Consider the following 16,979-nt stretch of genomic DNA (forward strand, 5'->3'; position numbering starts at 1 on the left):
TGCCGGCTCATGGTGACTGTGTGAGCGGGTAGGCCTCCTGCTGGGCGCGGGCGGTGTGTTCTTCCCAGCGGCGGGCGGTTGCCCTGCCCGCATGCAGGCCCGCGAACACGCAGCCGGCGAGGACGGGCACGAGTAGCAGCGAGACGAGGATGTCCCAGCCGGAGGGCGAATAGGAGTTTGCGCCCACGTACTCCAGGAAGGCGCTCAGGCCGGCCTCGCGCAGCAGGTCGGAGTCGGCCTTGAAGCTGCCCGAGCGGAGGGATGTGTCGCTGCTGATCAGGCCGAAGACCAGCAGCAGCGTGCCCGCGACGAGCGTGCCGCGGGGTGCCGGCAGCCAGGACCAGGGCACACGCAGCCGGGGACGGAAGTTGCCGCCGAGCTGTGCGGCGCACGGGATCAGCATGACCATGGCCGAGAAGCTCGCGACGCCGGTCAGGACGGACAGGGTCTGCGCCGCGTCGAACTCGTAACTCGAGAACCACCAGCTGAGCCAGATGAGGACGAGCGGAAGCAGGGCCCAGCCGAGGCCGAGGGCCAGCGCGCGGAGTACGGCCATGGCACGGGCGGCGGGCCGCACTTGGGCTGCTGCGGCGGCCTTCCACTCCCGCTCCCGCTGCCGCCGCTGCTCCTCCTCCTGGGCCTCCTTGAGCCGCCGCTGCCGTTCCTCCTCCTCGGCGCGCCGCTGCTGCTCCTGCCGTCTCTGCTCCTCGGCCTGACGCCGTTCCCGTTCTTCTTGTTCTTGCTTGAGTCGCTGCTTCTGCGCCAGTTCCTCGGCCCGGCGCCGCAGCTCACGCTTCTCGGCCTCGGCGAGTGCCTCCCCTTGGGCCCGCTCGGACCAGTCGGCCTCTGCCAGTTGGCCGAGCAGAGTGTTCCGGCCCTCGGCGGCCTGCAGCAGGCGGTCGTACCAGACCGTGCTCGTGTCCGGCGGTCGCGCCTCGCCGCCCTGCCATCGGGGCCGTACCTCCTCCAGGTGCTCCGGCGGCAGGAGGGCGGCCAGCAGGGCACCGGGGCCCACGTCGGAAGCCCAGTCCCGCACTTCCGGCGGCCACCATGTGGTGTCCGCGGCCTGCCACGCCTTCAGCGCCTCGGCCCACTGCCGGTGCACGCCCCGCAGCTGGTCGAGTGTGGTGAACCCGGCCAGGGTGTCGAGCAGGCGGTGCTCCTTTGCCAGTTCCTTGAGCAGTTCCGCGTCGCGCCGGCCGCCGCCGACGTAGCGGTACAGGCAGACAGCGGTCAGCGTGTCGTAGGTGATCGGCCGTCCGCGGTAGACGACCGGGCCGTCCGGATCGAGCCAGCGCAGCAGGTGCAGCAGCTTGTGGTGCGGGCGAAGGGCGGAGTTGGTCAGACAGCGGTCGATGAGGACGATCCGGCCCTCGACGTCATCGGTCCGCAGGTCGTTGAACTGCCGTAGCCAGGAGCGGAGTTCGGCCCAGCTCTCGGTGGGGTGCGCCTCGGTGCCCATGTGCCCGAAGAAGCGGTCGGCGGCGGTCGACCAGTGCGTGCGGATCGTCTCCGCCAGGTCCTTCTTCGTGGCGTGCGAGGTCCCCGCGAAGACGAGCGCGCGGGACACGTAGGCGTGCTGGACCGAGGGCCGGGGCGGGGGCGGCACCGGCGGCGTGGGCGGGGCGTCGGTGGTGGGCGCGGCGGGGTTGCGGGTGAGTGCGATGTGCTGGGTGGTGCCGCGGAACTGCTGCTCCGGGATGGGCAGTTCCCGGCGTCGGGCGCTGCGGCGCAGTTCCTCGGCGATGACGCCGAGGGAGAGCAGGGGGCCTGCGTCCGGGATGCCGTGCCGCAGCAGGTGGAGCAGTTCGCCGGTGAAGGTCGTGTACGGCTTTCCCGGCGGCGCCAGGGCCTGTTCGTTCGCGGTGGTGGCGGTCAGCAGGCAGCTGCCCTCGATGTCCAGGTCCTGCGCGACGCCGCTCATGCCCTGGATGGCCCGCCCGCTGAAGCAGCTGTCCACGATCACGATCTTGTTGGTCGCGCTGGACGAGTTCACGATCTCGCGCAGCAGGTCGTAGTCGAAACCGCTGACCGCCGCGTTGGCCGACTGCGTGTGCGGAAGGCCGAGATACAGGCCCCCGCGCAGTTTGCGCAGGCCATGTCCCGCGAAGTAGATCAGCAGGGTGTCGGTGGCCGCGGCGGCGTGGTGCCGCAGTGCGTCGTAGACGGGGATCGAGCCGGCCGGATCGAGGAGCACGGTGCAGCGCTCGGCGGCGAAGGCGCCCAGGGGAGAGGTCAGGGCGGCGCGCAGGTCATCGAGGTTGTTGGCCACGGCCGGCAGGTCTGCCAGGTCGTCGGCTTCGTAGGTGGCGGTACCGAACAGAAATGCGCGGGAGCCCTCCGGATCAGGCAGCCGGATCATCACTGTCGCTGAGGTGCTGGAGGAGGGCCGTGGCCACGCGCGTCAGCTCCGCGGGATCATCGTGCTTGATCTCGCACTGCCCACCGCCGGGCACACTGATCGTGACGCTCCCGACGGGCGCCGCCGCCTGGGTCGAGCGATACGTCAGCCATGCGCCGATCGCCGCCACCAGGGTGTTGATGCCCGCGAGCCCCAGTTCCGTCACCTGGACGGCGATCTCCACCCCGGATCCCATGGTGCCCTCCGCGGCGGGCGGGCTCTCCCATCGCACGCGCCCCCGCAGCTCACGCTCGGCACCCAGCCACTCCCACAGGTCCTCCAGCGCGTCGTCGTCCCCCACGACGTCGATCCGTACGGACATGCGGCCCCCAGCGCGTGCGTCAGTGGTGTGAGGTGTTTATTCCAGTGAACGCGTGATGGCCTGTCAAGCGACGCTAAAGCCCGGCTAGTTGATAGCGGTATCTACGATCACTCAGCTGTCCAGATCCACCCGCACCGTGAGCAACCCCGCCCCCACCACCCGTACCGCCGCACTGTTCATCCGGGGCAGGCTCCGCAGCCGGGCCACCGCGTCGTCGTCCGGGAGGAGATGGGCGGTTCCGTCGTGCCAGCGGCCGTGGATCCGGACCCGCACCCTTGGGTTGGCCTTGATGTTGCGGACGTACTGCGAGCGCTCCCCGAATTCCGAGACCAGCCAGAAGGAGTCGCCGACGCGGCGGCCGCCGATGGGGGTGCGGCGGGGGAGGCCGGAGGTGCGGCCGGTGGTCTCCAGGAGGGTGTGGGTGGGCAGGCGGCGCATGACGCGGTTGAGGTGACGCTGGACCGCGGTGACGGCCCGGTATTTGCGTTCGGAGTGACGGGGCATTGTTTCCGGGTCTCCTGTGTCGGGTCCGGGACGGGACTACATCATTGCCTTGAGGAGACGGGCGGTTGGGCGTAGGGGCGGTGATCGGGGTCGTGCGCGTCGTGACATGGAACCTGTGGTGGCGGTTCGGGCCATGGGAGGAGAGGCAGAAGGCGATCCTCGGCGTCTTGCGGGAACTGCGCCCCGATGTCGTCGGTTTGCAGGAGGTCTGGGCGAGCGACGACGGGGAGAACCTCGCCGAGTGGTTGGCCGGGGAACTCGGCCTGCACTGGGCCTGGGGCCCCTCGCCCGCGCCCGGGCGGTGGCAGCGCAGGATCGGGGACACGAGTGTCGGGATCGGCAACGCCGTACTCAGCCGGTGGCCGGTGACCGACCACGCCGTACTGCCCCTCCCCGCCCCCACCGACGTCGCCGACGGCCGCCTCGCCCTGTACGCCCGCCTGGCCACCCCCTCCTACGACGTCCCCTTCTTCACCACCCACCTCACCTCCGTCCCCCATGCGTCGGCGGTGCGTTGCCGCCAGGTCAGAGCGCTGGCCGAGTTCGTCGCCGAGCACCGGGGCGGCACACCCTTCCCACCCATCGTCACCGGAGACTTCAACGCCTGGCCTGATTCGGATGAGATCCGCCTCCTCGGCGGCTACCGCACCGCCCCGGCCGTCCCCCGGCAAGTCCTCTACGACGCCTGGGAGTACGCCGAGCCGAGTGCGCCCTCCTTCACCTGGGACGCGGCAAACCCCTACGCCGCCGCAGGTCTGGTCCCCAGCGCCCGCATCGACTACATCCACGTAGGGCCTCCGGGCCCCGGCGGACTCGGCCACGTACGTGGCATACGGCGCGCGGGAGATGGGCCTGTGGACGGGGTATGGGCCTCCGACCATGCGGCGGTCGTGGCGGATCTCAGCGCGGGGTGACGTGTGCGGTTTTCAGCGCGTCGAGCAGGGCCGCGAAGGCGACGGGGGCGGTGGTGAGGACGGCTCGGGTCGGGTCGGCGCTTTCGGTGACGTGGATGGTGGTGGGGGTGGCGGATATGTGGACGCAGGCGTCGCCTTCTTGGCAGTAGGACGACTTCTGCGCTGTGGCGGCGACATGGAGGCACGATTCGCCCTGGGCGCAGTAGGACGACTTCTGCCATGCGTATGCGGTCATGCGAGTCCTCTCACAGTTCGGTGGCCAGATCATGGATGAAGTCCCGGGTCTTCTCCGGGGGCAGTGCTACGGACTCCATGCGGTTCAGCAGATTCCGGTACGTGTCCAGTTCGGCCTCGGCGTCGACCAGCGCGGGTCCGTGCGACTGGTCCAAGGAGACCGTGTCGAGCCGGAGGACAGGACCATGGATGTAGAGGAACGTCTGTCCGGAACCCGGGTAAGCCCCGATGGCGAAGGGGATTACCTGGATCGTGATGCCGTCGCGCTCGCTTTGGGCCAGCAGATGCTTCAGCTGACGCCTGGCGACCGATGTCCCGCCCACGGGTACGCGGAGCGCGGCCTCGTGAATGATGGCCTGGTAGGGCACCGGGTTGTCCTGGTCGAGTAGGGCCTGGCGCTGGAGCCGGTGGTTCACCCGGAGCTCGATGTCGCGGCGGCTGAACTCGGGCACGGCCTGCTCATAGATTGCGCGGGCGTGGTCGGCAAGCTGGAGTAGACCCGGGATGTGCGCCGTGTTGGCCGCCTGGAGCTCTACGGCGTGGTGCTCGATCTCCGCCAGGTCGAGCAGTGCGGCCGGGAGCACCTCCCGAAATGTCTCCCACCAGCCGCCCTTCCGCTCGCCGGCCAACTCGATGAGACCGTCGAGGTAAGCGGTGTCGGAGCAGCGATAGATGCGGGCCAGGGCGCGCAGGCGGTCCGCGCTCACACCGAATCGGCTCGCCTCGATGTTGCTGAGCTGTGCCTGACTGACGCCGAGTTGACGGGCCCCTTCAGTGACGGACAGACCCGCCCGTTCACGAAGCCTGCGCAGTTCCGTGCCGAGACGGAGGCGGCGGGCGGTCGTGGCGGTCTTGGGAGCCATGGGCCAACTCTCCTTGGAAAGCCGCGCGTTGGTGTCACTCACACGAGGGAAAAGCTCATGTGATTGCCGTAATGGGAAATGTATTAAGTGGCGAGCCGGTAGCTTACTGAACCAGGCGCCTCGCTTGGAAGCGCACCGTGGGACGCCACGGCAGAGACACCAGGCACTCGTTCAACTCCCCTCAGTGACCGGAGACTTCCGATGGCCACCGTATCCCCGTGCTGGAACTACACCCTGCATCTCCCGCACGATCCACGCGCACCGGGTATCGCGCGAGGCGCTCTCAGACTGATTCTGGCCGCCCATGAGATGCCCGAAGTCACCTCCACGGCAGAACTGCTGGCGACGGAACTGCTCACCAACTCGCACCGCCACACCAGAGGTCCGTACGCCCTCCGAGTCTGTCCGGCGCTCATCGCCAACGGGGTCCGAGTCGCCGTATGGGACACCGACCCGCGCGTACCGCCCGGCTTCTCCCCGCCGGGCGCTCCACCCCCACTGGACACCGAGCACGGCCGTGGACTGCACCTCGTCCAGGCGTGCGCGGACACGTGGGGCGCGTCGGTGCTCCGCGAGCTGGGCGCGTCGAGGGGCGGCAAGCTGCTGTGGGCCGAGTGCGGAGGCGGGGCGGGGGCGTGGTGAGCAGGGCCATACTGGGAGGTGGAGCCATGCCCGTTCATCAGGAGCAGATCATGAGCGCACAGCCCGAGCACGGCTGGGGAGAGATGCCCCTCCCGGACATCCGGACGGTGGACGACCTGCGCAGTGCGCTCAGCCGATATGGCTTCCCGGGCGACCGGGAGCGGTTCGAGGAGGAGTTGGCCGCCGCCATAGGGGCCTCTCCGACCAACGACTTCGCGGGCGCCGCGGCCGTGGTCCGGGCCTACCGCCACAGAGTGCTGATCAGGAACTCGCCCGAGATCATGGCGGCTCTCGAAGACGCGCGTACCGGAGGTACGGGTACGTGAATGAAGTCCCGCTGGAGGAGGCCGAGCCTGCCAGGAAGGCGTTCGGCGATCTGACGGAGGGGGAGCGGGAGGCCGTCCGGGACGCACTCGCCGTGATCGGTCGTGATCCGACGGCCGACCGCGAGATTCCCGGCTGGCGTCCTCCATCCGTGGAGTACACCTACACCACACCCCTCGCTCGCGATTCCGCCGAGGCGATCACGGTCGTGTACACGCACACACCCGGTATGGGCGTGACCGTCGTCTACTACTTCCGCGATCCCCAAGTTCTGGACTGAGTCGTCCCGCCTTGACACCCCCTCCGCCCACCCCGGCACCCTGAAGAAGTGACCGAACCCGCCAGGCGGACCCTCCTCCTGGCCGCCGCCGCTGCCGGGCTGGGGCTCGTCGGATGTACCTCGGAGGAGGAGGCCGGCGAGAAGCCCAGGCCCTCGGGTACGCGGTCCCGGACGCCCACCTCGGTGCCCCCGACGCCGACCGAAACTCCGCTCCCCGCCGCCTCCCCTTGGCCCCTCGTCCGCACCGAGGTCGAACCCCAGGTCAAGCGGAATGCCGTACGGCTTCTCGAAGCCCTCGGTACCTGGCCCCGTGGGCAGGACGGAACCGGGCCCGCGAGGCGGAGGGCGGAGGCGCAGGGCGTGCCCTCCGGGTCCGTCCCAGGGCTCGTCGATCAGGCCCGGCCCCTTCTCGACGCCGGTTCCGAGGCCACCGCCCATGTCATCGCCGCGCAGTACGGCGGGCTGCTCGCCACGCGGGCCAGTGTTCTCGTGGCGATGCGTCAGTGGGGGCGTGCGGAGGACGGTGCGGTCCGGGCCGGGGGTGCCACCGTCGACGTACGGCTGGGGCGGTCGCCCGGCGGGTGGCGGGTCGGGGCCTTGTATCCGTCTCGTCCCGCGCCGCCCCTCGCCCGGCCCGGCGCGCTGATCGAGCAGGTCGTCGGCCATGACCGCATCCACCTCCCGCCCGCCGCCGACGCCGACGTACGGGCCGGTCAGCTGCGGCCCAGGGCGCTGCGGGCGCTGCTCGCGCTCGCGGAGACGTACGAGATCGATGTGAGCGTCGTGCACACCGGGCACCCGCGGAACGTCTTCGGGACGAACCGGCTCAGCGATCACACACGGATGCGTGCGTTCGACGTGTGGGCGGTCGACGGGAGGGCGGTGATCGACCCGGAGACTCCCGACTCGCTCATCGACGGGTTCATGCGGGACGCGGCGCGAGCGGGGGCGTACAACATCGGCGGGCCGCGGCTGCTCGGGGGCGGGGGGTTCTTCTCGGACCGGGTGCACCGGGATCATCTGCACATCGCCTTCGACAGCGACAACTAATAGCCAGCCATCTCCGGCCCCTGGAATCCTTGCGGACAGAAGGTGACCGCAACGCTTCCTACGGTCGTTCCATGACGCAGAACAGCACGCAGACGCAGAAGATCCTTGTCACCGGCGCCACCGGAACCGTCGGCCGCCAGGTCGTCGCCGAACTGCTCGCCCGCGGCCACGCGGTCCGCGCCCTCACCCGGGACCCGGCCGGGGCCGCCCTCCCGGTCGGTGTCGAGGTCGTGCAGGGCGACCTGACCGAACCGGACAGCCTGGTTCCGGCCCTGGAGGGCGTCACCGGACTCCATCTGATCACCTTCGGCGGGCCCTACTTCGCCCCGCTGGAGACCGGCCCGCGAATCCTGGAGCTGGCCCGCGCGGCCGGCGTACGCCGGGTCACCGTGCTGCACGGTGGCGGGCCGACCCTGCTGGAGGACGCCGTGCGCGCCGACGACGGTGTCGACTGGACGGTGCTCATGCCGGTCGAGTTCATGGCCAACGTCCTGGAGTGGGCGGACGGGATCGTGGCATCGGGGGTGGTACGCGAGCCGTTCGTCTCCCGGCTGAGCGCCATGGTGCACGAGGGCGACATCGGCGCCGTCGCCGCGGTCGCGCTCACCGAGGAGGGGCATGGGGGCCAGGAGTACGTGATCACCGGTCCCGAGCTGCTCACCGTCGGCGACAAGGTGGCGACGATCGCAGCCGCCTGTGGCCGGGAGATCGCCCTGGTCGAGCTGACCGAGGAAGAAGCCGTCGCCCAGTGGCGGGCGGCGGGCCACCCGGAGGACGTCATCGGCTTCCTGCTCGAGGCGTACGGGAACACCCCGGAGGTCGGCCGCACGGTCGTCGACACCGTCGAGAAGGTCACCGGCCGCCCGGCCCGCACCTTCGGCCAGTGGGCCGCGGAGCACGCCGACGCCTTCACGGCCCCGCACTCACAGAGCGCCCGCTGAGTACGGCTCTCCGCTCGTCCGCCACACATCCGCCAGGATCTCGCGCGCCTCCCCGCTCCCGGCCCCCAGGAAGTGCGGCACATACCCCTCCCCGATCCGCACCGGCAGCAGCCTCGCCGCCATCGCCCGCGCCCCCCAGAACACCAGCTCCAGCACCACGCCCTGCCGGACCTGGGGGGAGAAGTCCATGTCGAAGACAAAGTTGCCGAGCGAGTGCGCGACGAGCCGGTCCCGGTACAGCTCCATGCCCTGCACCCAGTGCGGATGCGAGCCGACCACCGCGTCCGCGCCCGCGTCGACGAGCCGTCGGGCGACGGTGTGCTGCTCGTCGACGGGGCGGTGCGTGTACTGCTGCCCCCAGTGCGGGCAGACGGCCACCACGTCCACCTGCCCGCGCAGGGCCCGCACCGAGGCCTCCAACGCCGCCACGTCGGAGGTGTCCAGCGGCCCCGTGCGCGGTGGCATCCGGACCTGCACCGCACCCGGCGTCGCCCGTCCCGCCGCCGGGGTCTCGCCGATCGCGTTGAAGGCGAGGATCCCGAAGCGCACGCCCCGCGCCCGTACGATCGCCGGTTCCCGGGCGTCGGCCAGGTTCTCGCCGGCCCCGGTCGCCGCGAAACGCGCGTCGCGCACCGCCCGCACCGTCCGCCGCAGCGCCTCCGGGCCGAAGTCGCCGAGGTGGTTGTTGGCCAGCAGCAGCACGTCGAAGCCCGCCCCGCGCAAAGCCCCGAGCACCGCTGGGTCCGCCGCGAAGGAGTCCCCGCCCTGGGTCGGCTCCCCGGCGCGGGACAGCGTGCACTCCAGGTTCCCGACGGTCAGATCTGCCGCCGCCAGCCGACTCCGCGTCCGCGCGAACGGCATTCCGGGGTCCCCGGCCCGCGCGATCCCCTCACCGACCCGCCTGCCGAGCATGATGTCGCCGGTCCAGAGCGTGGCGACGACCGTGTCCGGCCCCTCCTCGGAGGCCACGGTCACCGGATAGCGGCCCGGCTCCGTCACCGGGTCCCGGCCGTCGACCGGCAGCGCGGCCACGCTCGGGTCCAGCGCGTCGGCCCGTACGACGGCGATGGCGTCCGGGTCGTCTCGTACGGCCGTCACCGCCTCCCGGTCGGACCCCGGCGCCCCGCGGACGACCCGCGCCCGCCCGCCCTTCCCACCGAGCTGCTCCCAGCTCACGCTCCCGCCGTCCCACAGGTCCGCCACCAGCCCCCTGTCGGCGGCGAGTCCGAGGGCCCGGGTGGGATGGACGGCCAGGACCAGGGGGAGCCGGGCCGCCGCCCTACTACGCCTGACGCTGGGACTGCGACTGGGCCCGGGGCTCGGAGACCGACCAGAGGTACACCCGGCGGCCAGCACCGTCCCCGCGGCCGTCAGCGCCAGGACCTCCCGCCGGGACCGGCCCCGGACCGGGGCTCGGGAGGACATACGGCGATTCTTCGGTACCCGCGGCGGCTCGTGAAGGGAGCGGCTCAGGTCGGACGGCCGACCTCTGCGACAAGCTCGTCCAAGCCGGGGATGACATTGCCGCACGGACACCGGTCCGGATGGCCGAGCAGTTCGTAGAGGTGCCGTTCCGCGGACTCGGAGATCACATGCTCCCAGCGGCATGCCTCGATGTGCACCTCTTTCCATGGCATTCGGATCACGCTGACGAGCAGGCACTCGGCCAGCCTGTGCTTGCGCACCACCCGGGTGGCCAGCGTCCTGCCCGCATCGGTGAGCACCAGCCGCCGGTCGCGGGCCACATGCAGCAGGCCGTCCCGCTGCATCCTGGCGACCGTCTGGCTGACCGTCGGGCCCGACTGGGCAAGCCGCTCCGCTATCCGCGCCCGCAGCGGGACGATGCCCTCTTCCTCGAGTTCGAGCACCGTACGGAGATACATCTCCGTGGGGTCGATGAGTCGGGACATGCCGTCGTCAGGCGCGCGTCTCGGCGGTGGCGGTCAGGACCGCGCGGCCGAGGATGTGGCTCGCCATGGTGAAGCCGAGGACGGCCGGGGTGGCGTCGGGCGCGATGCCGATGGACTCGGTGTCGAGGGCGTGTATGACGACGTAGTAGCGGTGCGGGCCGTGTCCGGCCGGCGGGGCCGCGCCGATGAAGCGCGCCAGGCGGGCGTCGTTCGGCAACTGGAAGGCACCCTCGGGCAGGCCCGAGCCGGTGTCGTCGCCGGCGCCCTCGGGCAGCTCGGTGACGGTGGCGGGGATGTCGGCGACCGCCCAGTGCCAGAACCCGGACCCGGTCGGGGCGTCGGGGTCGTAGACGGTGACGGCGTAGCTCTTGGTGCCCTGCGGGGCGCCGCTCCAGGACAGCTGCGGGGAGACGTCCTTCCCGCCGGGGACGCCGAAGATGCCGGAGAACTGCTCGGGTGACCAGGCCGTGCCGTCGGTGACGGTGGTGCTGGTGACGGTGAACGAAGCCGCCTCGGGGAGGCGGGCGAACGGGTCGTTGGCGCTCATCGCGTCGTTCCTCTCTGTCGGATTGCAGATCGACCATAACATGGATAATCGATTATTGGAGGGATCGTCTATGCTCGACACATGACGCAGACGGCCGACAACACCCCGACCTCCTCGGGGAAGCAGATGCTTTCCGAGCAGGTCTACGCATACCTGCGCGACGCGATCATGCGCGGCGACTTCTCCCCCCGTGACGCCCTCAAACCGCAGGACCTCGCCAAGCAGCAGGGCGTCAGCCTGGCCGTCGTGCGCGAAGCGCTCGTGCGGCTGGTCGGCGAGGGTCTCGCCGACCGGCTGCCCAACCGCGGCTTCGCCGTCCCGGCCTCCTCCGACCGCCGCTGGCACGAGATCGCGGAGGCCCGCCGGACCGTCGAACCGGTCGTGCTGCGCATGTCCATCGAGCGCGGCGACCTCGACTGGGAGGCCCGCGTACGAGCCGCCCACCACCGCCTGGCCCGCACCCCGCCGTATCTGCCGGAGGAGGGCGAGTACTACACCGGCGTCTGGGCCGAGGCCCACCGGGCCTTCCACCGCACCCTGCTGGAGGGCTGCGGCAACCCCGTCCTGCTGGAGACCTGTGACCGGCTGTGGACCGTGAGCGAGCTGGCCCGCCGCTGGTCGTCGCACCGCAACCCCGACCGGGACGGCCTCCGCGAGCACCGCCGCCTGGAGGAGGCGGCGCTGGCTCGGGACGCCGACGGGGCGGCCGAGATGCTGGTCCAGCACCTCACGCTGACCGCGGCGGGACTGACTGGGGCCTGATGCCGGCGGTCGTCTGCTGCGCCGTCGTGGCTGGTCGCGCCCACGCGGCGGAGCCGCATATTGACACAGCCCCGCGCCCCTTTGGGGCGCTCAGCCGCGCCCCAAGAAGATCGGATTCGTGAACGCCGCCAACGCCCCCGGCAACGGCCCGATCACCGTCTCGTGCCGCAGCTCCGCGCGGACGTACGCCGCATACGACGGCGTGGTCCGCCACTCCACACTCCCCGCCCCCGACACCGGCAACGGCGTGCTCGTGAACAGCACCCCCTGGTCGGTGACGAGCCGGACCGTGCAGCGCGGGGCGCCCGTGACGTCCACGCGGACGGTGACCGGGGTGTCGCGGTCGACGTCCAGCCGCTCGCCGATCCCCGCGTGCTCACCGCGCCCGCCCGACGCGCTGAAGGACACCGAGACATGCCGAGACTCGGCGACGTACGAGCGCCCGGCCCGGATGCCCGCCTGGATCGCCCCCCGGCTCAGTTCGTCGGCGAGGACTACGGTCTGCGGGTGTCCGACCACGTCTGGATCCCGGTGCGCGTCACTGTTCCCCATCGCCGGAATCCACTCCCGGCCCTCGGACCGCGCGGACGCCACCAGCATCCCGTCCCAGTCCGCCAGGGCCACCTCGTCGTCCGGCGTCCACGGGCCGTTCCACACCTCCACCGCGTCCGCGTCGCCGAACCCGAACTTCCAGTTGCAGCCGATGCAGGTGGCATGCGGATGGGCGGGCACGACCAGACCGCCCGCCCGGTGGATCTGCCGGGCGAACCGGCCGAACCGGTTGTCGCGGGCGCGATAGCGCCAGTCGACGTAGGTGCCCGGGTCCGTGCCCAGCGCGACGAGATGCCCGTTCCGTGTCGTCACCTCCTCACCCAGCAGGATCAGCAGGTCGTCGCCCGCCTCCTCGGCCCAATGCGCGTGCGCCGCATGCGTGTTGTGCTCCGACGTGTTGATGAAGTCCAGCCCCGCCGCCCGCGCGAGCGCCGCGATCTCGGCCGGGGTGCGGCGGCCGTCGGAGTACCAGGAGTGCAGATGGCAGTCCCCGCGGTACCAGGCCCGGCCCCGCCCCTTCGCCCGCGAGGGCGGGTACGCCGGCTCGACGACGGCGCCCGGTTCGCCGTAGGACAGCGTGATCGTGATCTCGTACGGCAGACCCTGCGGCGCCACCGTGTACGGGCCGAGCGCGATGTGCCAGGTGCCGGGGCGGATCGGGCCCGGGATATAGCCGGGCGTGGCGTCGTCCGCGCGGAGGAAGAACTCCGTGCGCGCCCCGCCCGACCAGCCCCGGAAGCCACGGCCGCCCAGCTCGGTGCCGCGTTCGTCGAAGATGCCGATGTCGAGGGCGTTGCCGGGGGTGCCGGCCGGGACGGAGGGCTTGTCGTAGGTGTACGCGACCTTGATCTCCCGTACGCCGGACGGGACTTCGAGCGGCAGGTAGACGAAGTCGGGCGATCCGGCGGGAAGGGTGCCGCGTACCGTCTTCGTCTCCTGGGTCCGGCCGTCCGCGGCCGACGCGAAGCTCACGCTTCCCAACGTAAGCGCGGCGGCCGCTCCCGTCACGAACAGCGCGCGTCTGCCGATGCCGTGGTCGTCTTCACACATGCGCAGAACTCTGGCCTTCGGATGTGAACTGCCGTACAAGGAAAGGGAATCCACGGATAGCTCCCAGCGGGAACCGTGTGGATGCCGACTGGTCGGTATGGACATTCGAGGTCCGTCGCGGTAGAGATGGGCCATGCGCCTCTCCGTCACGATCTTCCTCACCGACGAGACGATCACCCCGACCCGGCTCGCCCGCGAGCTGGAGCAGCGGGGCTACGCCGGGCTGTATCTGCCCGAGCACACGCACATCCCCGTCGAGCGGGTCACCCCGTACCCGGCGGGCGGGGAGCTGCCGCCCGAGTACGGCCGCACGCTCGACCCCTTCGTCGCGCTCGGCCAGGCCGCCGCCGTGACGGACCGCCTGGGCCTCGGCACCGGCATCACGCTCGTGGCCCAGCACGACCCGATCGACCTGGCCAAGCAGATCGCGACGCTCGACCATCTGTCGGGCGGCCGGTTCACTCTCGGGCTCGGCTTCGGCTGGAACGTGGAGGAGGCCGCCGACCATGGGGTGGAGTGGCGGACACGTCGCGAGCTGGTCCGGGACCGGATGGCTCTGATGCGGGCGCTGTGGGCGGAGGAACCGACCGCGTACGAGGGTGAGTTCGGGGGTGTGCGGGCCAGTCACGCCTACCCCAAGCCCGTACAGAAGCCGCGCGGCCCGGTCATCGGTCCGCGCACGCTCGTCGGGGGCGCGGCGGGGCCCAAGCTCTTCACGCACATCTGCGAGTACGCCGACGGGTGGATGCCGATCGGGGGGCGGGGCCTGTCGGAGTCGATGCCGCGGCTGCGGGCCGCGTGGGCGGACGCGGGGCGTGAACCGGCGGGGCTGCAGGTTGTGCCGTATGCGGTCTATCCGAGCCCGGGGAAGCTGGCGCACTATGCCGACCTGGGTATCGAGGAGGTTGTGGTGCAGTTGCCGCCGGCGGGGGAGGCGGAGGTGCTGCGGGTGCTGGACGAGTACGCCGTCTATCTCTGAGCGGTTGTGTCGTCTCGTCTGCCGTGCTGAGGCTGCGGGTTCGTCGTGGTTGCTCGCGCAGTTCCCCGCGCCCCTTCGGGGCGCTGATCAGCCCGATCGTATGCTCGGAGGATGACGACCACCGTGAGCTCCGGAACCGGCCCCACCGAGAACTCCATGCGTCGCGCCCTCAAACGCGCCCGGGACGGCGTCGCTCTCGACGTCAACGAGGCGGCGGTGCTGCTGCAGGCCCGCGGTGAGGCCCTCGACGACCTCACCGCGTCCGCCGCCCGGGTGCGGGACGCGGGCCTCGAGGCGGGCGGCCGCCCCGGGGTCATCACCTACTCGAAGAGCGTCTTCATCCCCCTCACCCGGTTGTGCCGGGACAAATGCCACTACTGCACGTTCGTGACCGTCCCCGGCAAGCTGCGCCGGGCCGGACACGGGATGTTCATGTCCCCGGACGAGGTCCTCGACATCGCCCGCCGAGGCGCCGCCCTCGGCTGCAAGGAAGCGCTCATCACCCTGGGCGACAAGCCCGAGGAGCGGTGGCCGGAGGCGCGGGAATGGCTGGACGCGCACGGCTACGACGACACGATCGCGTACGTCCGCGCCATATCGATCCGCATCCTGGAGGAGACGGGGCTGCTGCCGCACCTCAACCCCGGGGTCATGTCGTGGACCGACTTCCAGCGGCTCAAGCCGGTCGCCCCGTCCATGGGCATGATGCTGGAGACGACGGCCACGCGGCTGTGGTCCGAGCCGGGCGGGCCGCACTACGGCTCCCCGGACAAGGAACCCGCCGTACGGCTGCGGGTGCTGGAGGACGCGGGGCGGTCATCGGTCCCCTTCACGTCGGGACTCCTCATCGGCATCGGCGAGACGTACGAGGAGCGCGCCGAGTCACTCTTCGCGCTGCGCCGCGTCTCGCGGTCGTACCACGGCATCCAGGAACTGATCATCCAGAACTTCCGCGCCAAGCCGGACACCGCGATGCGGGGCATGCCGGATGCGCAGTTGGACGAGCTGGTCGCGACGGTGGCGGTGGCCCGGCACATCATGGGCCCGGCGGCCTGTCTGCAGGCCCCGCCGAACCTGGTCGACTCCGAGTACGAGCGGCTGATCGGCGCCGGAATCGACGACTGGGGCGGGGTGTCGCCCCTGACCATCGACCACGTCAACCCGGAACGCCCCTGGCCGCAGATCGAGGAACTTACCGAGCGCTCGCGTGCTGCCGGCTTCGAACTGCGTGAACGCCTCTGCGTCTACCCGGAGTTCGTGCGGCGCGGCGAGCCCTGGCTGGACCCGCGGCTGCGCCCGCACGTCCGCGCCCTGGCCGACCCGGAGACGGGGCTGGCGCGCGAGGACGCCGTGGTCGAGGGGCACCCCTGGCAGGAGCCGGAGGAGGTGTTCGTCCCCTCCGGCCGTACGGATCTGCATACGACCATCGACACCGAGGGCCGTACGTCCGACCGCCGCGACGACTTCGACGAGGTGTACGGCGACTGGGGGGCCCTGCGCGAGGCGGCGGCGCCGGGCATGGTGCCGTCCAGGATCGACACGGACGTACGCGCCGCTCTGGCGACGGCGGCGGACGACCCGACGAAGCTGACCGACGAGGAGGCGCTGGCGCTGCTGCACGCGGACGGGCCGGCGCTGGACGCGCTGTGCCGGGTCGCCGACGACGTACGCAAGTCGGTGGTCGGCGACGACGTCACGTACATCGTCACCCGGAACATCAACTTCACCAACGTCTGCTACACGGGCTGCCGTTTCTGCGCCTTCGCGCAGCGCCGCTCGGACGCGGACGCGTACACGCTGTCGCTGGAGCAGGTCGCGGACCGGGCGCAGCAGGCGTGGGACGTGGGGGCGGTGGAGGTGTGCATGCAGGGCGGCATCCACCCGGACCTGCCTGGCACCGCGTACTTCGACATCGCGAAGGCGGTGAAGGCGCGGGTGCCGGGGATGCACGTACACGCCTTCTCGCCGATGGAAGTGGTCAACGGCGCCACCCGGACCGGGCTTTCGATCCGCGAGTGGCTGACGGCGGCGAAGGAAGCGGGCCTCGACTCTGTCCCCGGCACGGCGGCGGAGATCCTCGACGACGAGGTCCGCTGGATCCTGACGAAGGGCAAACTGCCGACGGCGACCTGGATCGAGGTGATCTCGACGGCGCACGAGGTCGGCATCCGGTCCTCGTCGACGATGATGTACGGCCACGTCGACCAGCCGCGCCACTGGCTGGGCCACCTGCGCACCCTGGCCGGGATCCAGCAACGGACGGGCGGCTTCACGGAGTTCGTGACCCTGCCGTTCATCCACACCAACGCGCCGGTGTACTTGGCGGGCATCGCGCGCCCGGGCCCGACGATGCGGGACAACCGAGCGGTCACGGCGATGGCCCGCCTTCTCCTGCACCCGTGGATTCCCAACATCCAGACCAGCTGGGTGAAGCTGGGCACGGAGGGCGCGGCGGAAATGCTCCGCTCCGGCGCGAACGACCTCGGCGGCACGTTGATGGAGGAGACGATCTCGCGGATGGCGGGGTCGTCGTACGGCTCGTACAAGTCGGTACGTGACCTGGTGGCCGTGGCGGAGGCGGTGGGCCGGCCGGCGAAGCCGCGTACGACGCTCTACGGGGAGGTGCCTCAGGAGCGGCAGCGGGCGGCTCAGGCGTCGGACGGGCATCTGCCGGAGCTGTTGCCGGTGCTGGACTGAGTTGCCG

General features: G+C 71.1%; 17 protein-coding genes and 1 pseudogene. 9 read left to right on the forward strand and 9 right to left on the reverse strand.

Translation table 11 applies throughout. The annotated features are described in order from the left end of the window. Nucleotides 1-7: 7 nt before the first annotated feature. The 3 genes from AB0I98_RS08465 to AB0I98_RS08475 form a co-directional block, all read right to left on the reverse strand. Nucleotides 8-2,362, reverse strand: coding sequence for a caspase family protein (locus AB0I98_RS08465; RefSeq protein WP_362937221.1), 2,355 nt, complete (start codon nucleotides 2,360-2,362; stop codon nucleotides 8-10). Continuing rightward, nucleotides 2,346-2,723, reverse strand: a complete 378-nt coding sequence (locus tag AB0I98_RS08470) for a hypothetical protein (RefSeq protein ID WP_362937224.1) — start codon at nucleotides 2,721-2,723, stop codon at nucleotides 2,346-2,348. The genes AB0I98_RS08465 and AB0I98_RS08470 overlap by 17 nt, the downstream gene beginning before the upstream one ends. 111 nt (nucleotides 2,724-2,834) lie before the next feature. Then, nucleotides 2,835-3,227: a nitroreductase/quinone reductase family protein gene (locus AB0I98_RS08475; protein ID WP_362937227.1), complete on the reverse strand. Its 393-nt coding sequence runs from the start codon at nucleotides 3,225-3,227 to the stop codon at nucleotides 2,835-2,837. Nucleotides 3,228-3,319: 92 nt separating this feature from the next. Between AB0I98_RS08475 and AB0I98_RS08480 the strand changes: the two genes are divergently transcribed. After that, complete coding sequence (locus tag AB0I98_RS08480) at nucleotides 3,320-4,141, forward strand: endonuclease/exonuclease/phosphatase family protein (protein WP_362937230.1); 822 nt, start codon at nucleotides 3,320-3,322, stop codon at nucleotides 4,139-4,141. On the opposite strand, the gene AB0I98_RS08485 is transcribed toward AB0I98_RS08480, so the two are convergent. Together AB0I98_RS08485 and AB0I98_RS08490 are read right to left on the reverse strand one after the other, a co-directional pair. Then, nucleotides 4,128-4,376, reverse strand: a complete 249-nt coding sequence (locus AB0I98_RS08485) for a DUF397 domain-containing protein (protein WP_362937233.1) — start codon at nucleotides 4,374-4,376, stop codon at nucleotides 4,128-4,130. The genes AB0I98_RS08480 and AB0I98_RS08485 overlap by 14 nt on opposite strands. Nucleotides 4,377-4,386: 10 nt before the next feature. Beyond that, nucleotides 4,387-5,238: a helix-turn-helix transcriptional regulator gene (locus AB0I98_RS08490; RefSeq protein WP_362937236.1), complete on the reverse strand. Its 852-nt coding sequence runs from the start codon at nucleotides 5,236-5,238 to the stop codon at nucleotides 4,387-4,389. 201 nt (nucleotides 5,239-5,439) lie between these two features. On the opposite strand from AB0I98_RS08490, the gene AB0I98_RS08495 reads away from it, so the two are divergent. The 5 genes from AB0I98_RS08495 (at nucleotide 5,440) to AB0I98_RS08515 (ending at nucleotide 8,475) form a co-directional block, all read left to right on the forward strand. Next, a complete protein-coding gene (locus AB0I98_RS08495) occupies nucleotides 5,440-5,880 on the forward strand; it encodes an ATP-binding protein (protein WP_362937239.1) in 441 nt (146 codons plus the stop codon). Between the two features lie 26 nt (nucleotides 5,881-5,906). After that, nucleotides 5,907-6,206: a hypothetical protein gene (locus AB0I98_RS08500; RefSeq protein ID WP_301981798.1), complete on the forward strand. Its 300-nt coding sequence runs from the start codon at nucleotides 5,907-5,909 to the stop codon at nucleotides 6,204-6,206. Continuing rightward, nucleotides 6,203-6,484 (forward strand): hypothetical protein, encoded by a 282-nt coding sequence (locus AB0I98_RS08505; protein ID WP_362937242.1) that lies wholly within the window; start codon nucleotides 6,203-6,205, stop codon nucleotides 6,482-6,484. The genes AB0I98_RS08500 and AB0I98_RS08505 overlap by 4 nt, the downstream gene beginning before the upstream one ends. Nucleotides 6,485-6,532: 48 nt before the next feature. Further along, nucleotides 6,533-7,534, forward strand: coding sequence for a hypothetical protein (locus tag AB0I98_RS08510; RefSeq protein WP_362937245.1), 1,002 nt, complete (start codon nucleotides 6,533-6,535; stop codon nucleotides 7,532-7,534). 71 nt (nucleotides 7,535-7,605) lie between these two features. Beyond that, on the forward strand, nucleotides 7,606-8,475 hold the full coding sequence (locus AB0I98_RS08515) for an NAD(P)H-binding protein (RefSeq protein ID WP_362937248.1): 870 nt from the start codon (nucleotides 7,606-7,608) through the stop codon (nucleotides 8,473-8,475). On the opposite strand, the gene AB0I98_RS08520 is transcribed toward AB0I98_RS08515, so the two are convergent. The 3 genes and pseudogenes from AB0I98_RS08520 to AB0I98_RS08530 form a co-directional block, all read right to left on the reverse strand. Beyond that, a complete protein-coding gene (locus AB0I98_RS08520) occupies nucleotides 8,458-9,900 on the reverse strand; it encodes a CapA family protein (RefSeq protein WP_362937251.1) in 1,443 nt (480 codons plus the stop codon). The genes AB0I98_RS08515 and AB0I98_RS08520 overlap by 18 nt on opposite strands. Before the next feature lie 71 nt (nucleotides 9,901-9,971). Beyond that, nucleotides 9,972-10,385, reverse strand: a pseudogene (locus tag AB0I98_RS08525) (metal-dependent transcriptional regulator); the annotation flags it as partial. A gap of 7 nt (nucleotides 10,386-10,392) precedes the next feature. Continuing rightward, nucleotides 10,393-10,932, reverse strand: a complete 540-nt coding sequence (locus AB0I98_RS08530) for a YbhB/YbcL family Raf kinase inhibitor-like protein (RefSeq protein WP_362937254.1) — start codon at nucleotides 10,930-10,932, stop codon at nucleotides 10,393-10,395. An 81-nt stretch (nucleotides 10,933-11,013) separates the two neighbouring features. On the opposite strand from AB0I98_RS08530, the gene AB0I98_RS08535 reads away from it, so the two are divergent. Beyond that, a complete protein-coding gene (locus tag AB0I98_RS08535; RefSeq protein ID WP_362937257.1) occupies nucleotides 11,014-11,694 on the forward strand; it encodes a GntR family transcriptional regulator in 681 nt (226 codons plus the stop codon). Between the two features lie 90 nt (nucleotides 11,695-11,784). Here the strand turns inward: AB0I98_RS08535 and AB0I98_RS08540 are convergent, their stop codons facing one another. Then, nucleotides 11,785-13,296, reverse strand: coding sequence for a CehA/McbA family metallohydrolase (locus AB0I98_RS08540; RefSeq protein ID WP_362937260.1), 1,512 nt, complete (start codon nucleotides 13,294-13,296; stop codon nucleotides 11,785-11,787). 133 nt (nucleotides 13,297-13,429) lie between these two features. Between AB0I98_RS08540 and AB0I98_RS08545 the strand changes: the two genes are divergently transcribed. Both AB0I98_RS08545 and AB0I98_RS08550 read left to right on the forward strand, forming a co-directional pair. Next, entirely contained in the window at nucleotides 13,430-14,275 is an 846-nt protein-coding gene (locus AB0I98_RS08545) for an LLM class F420-dependent oxidoreductase (protein WP_362937263.1), read from the forward strand. A gap of 111 nt (nucleotides 14,276-14,386) precedes the next feature. Then, complete coding sequence (locus tag AB0I98_RS08550; RefSeq protein ID WP_362937266.1) at nucleotides 14,387-16,972, forward strand: bifunctional FO biosynthesis protein CofGH; 2,586 nt, start codon at nucleotides 14,387-14,389, stop codon at nucleotides 16,970-16,972. Nucleotides 16,973-16,979 lie beyond the last annotated feature (7 nt).

It is taken from the genome of Streptomyces sp. NPDC050211, assembly GCF_040656035.1.
Lineage (GTDB): Bacteria > Actinomycetota > Actinomycetes > Streptomycetales > Streptomycetaceae > Streptomyces.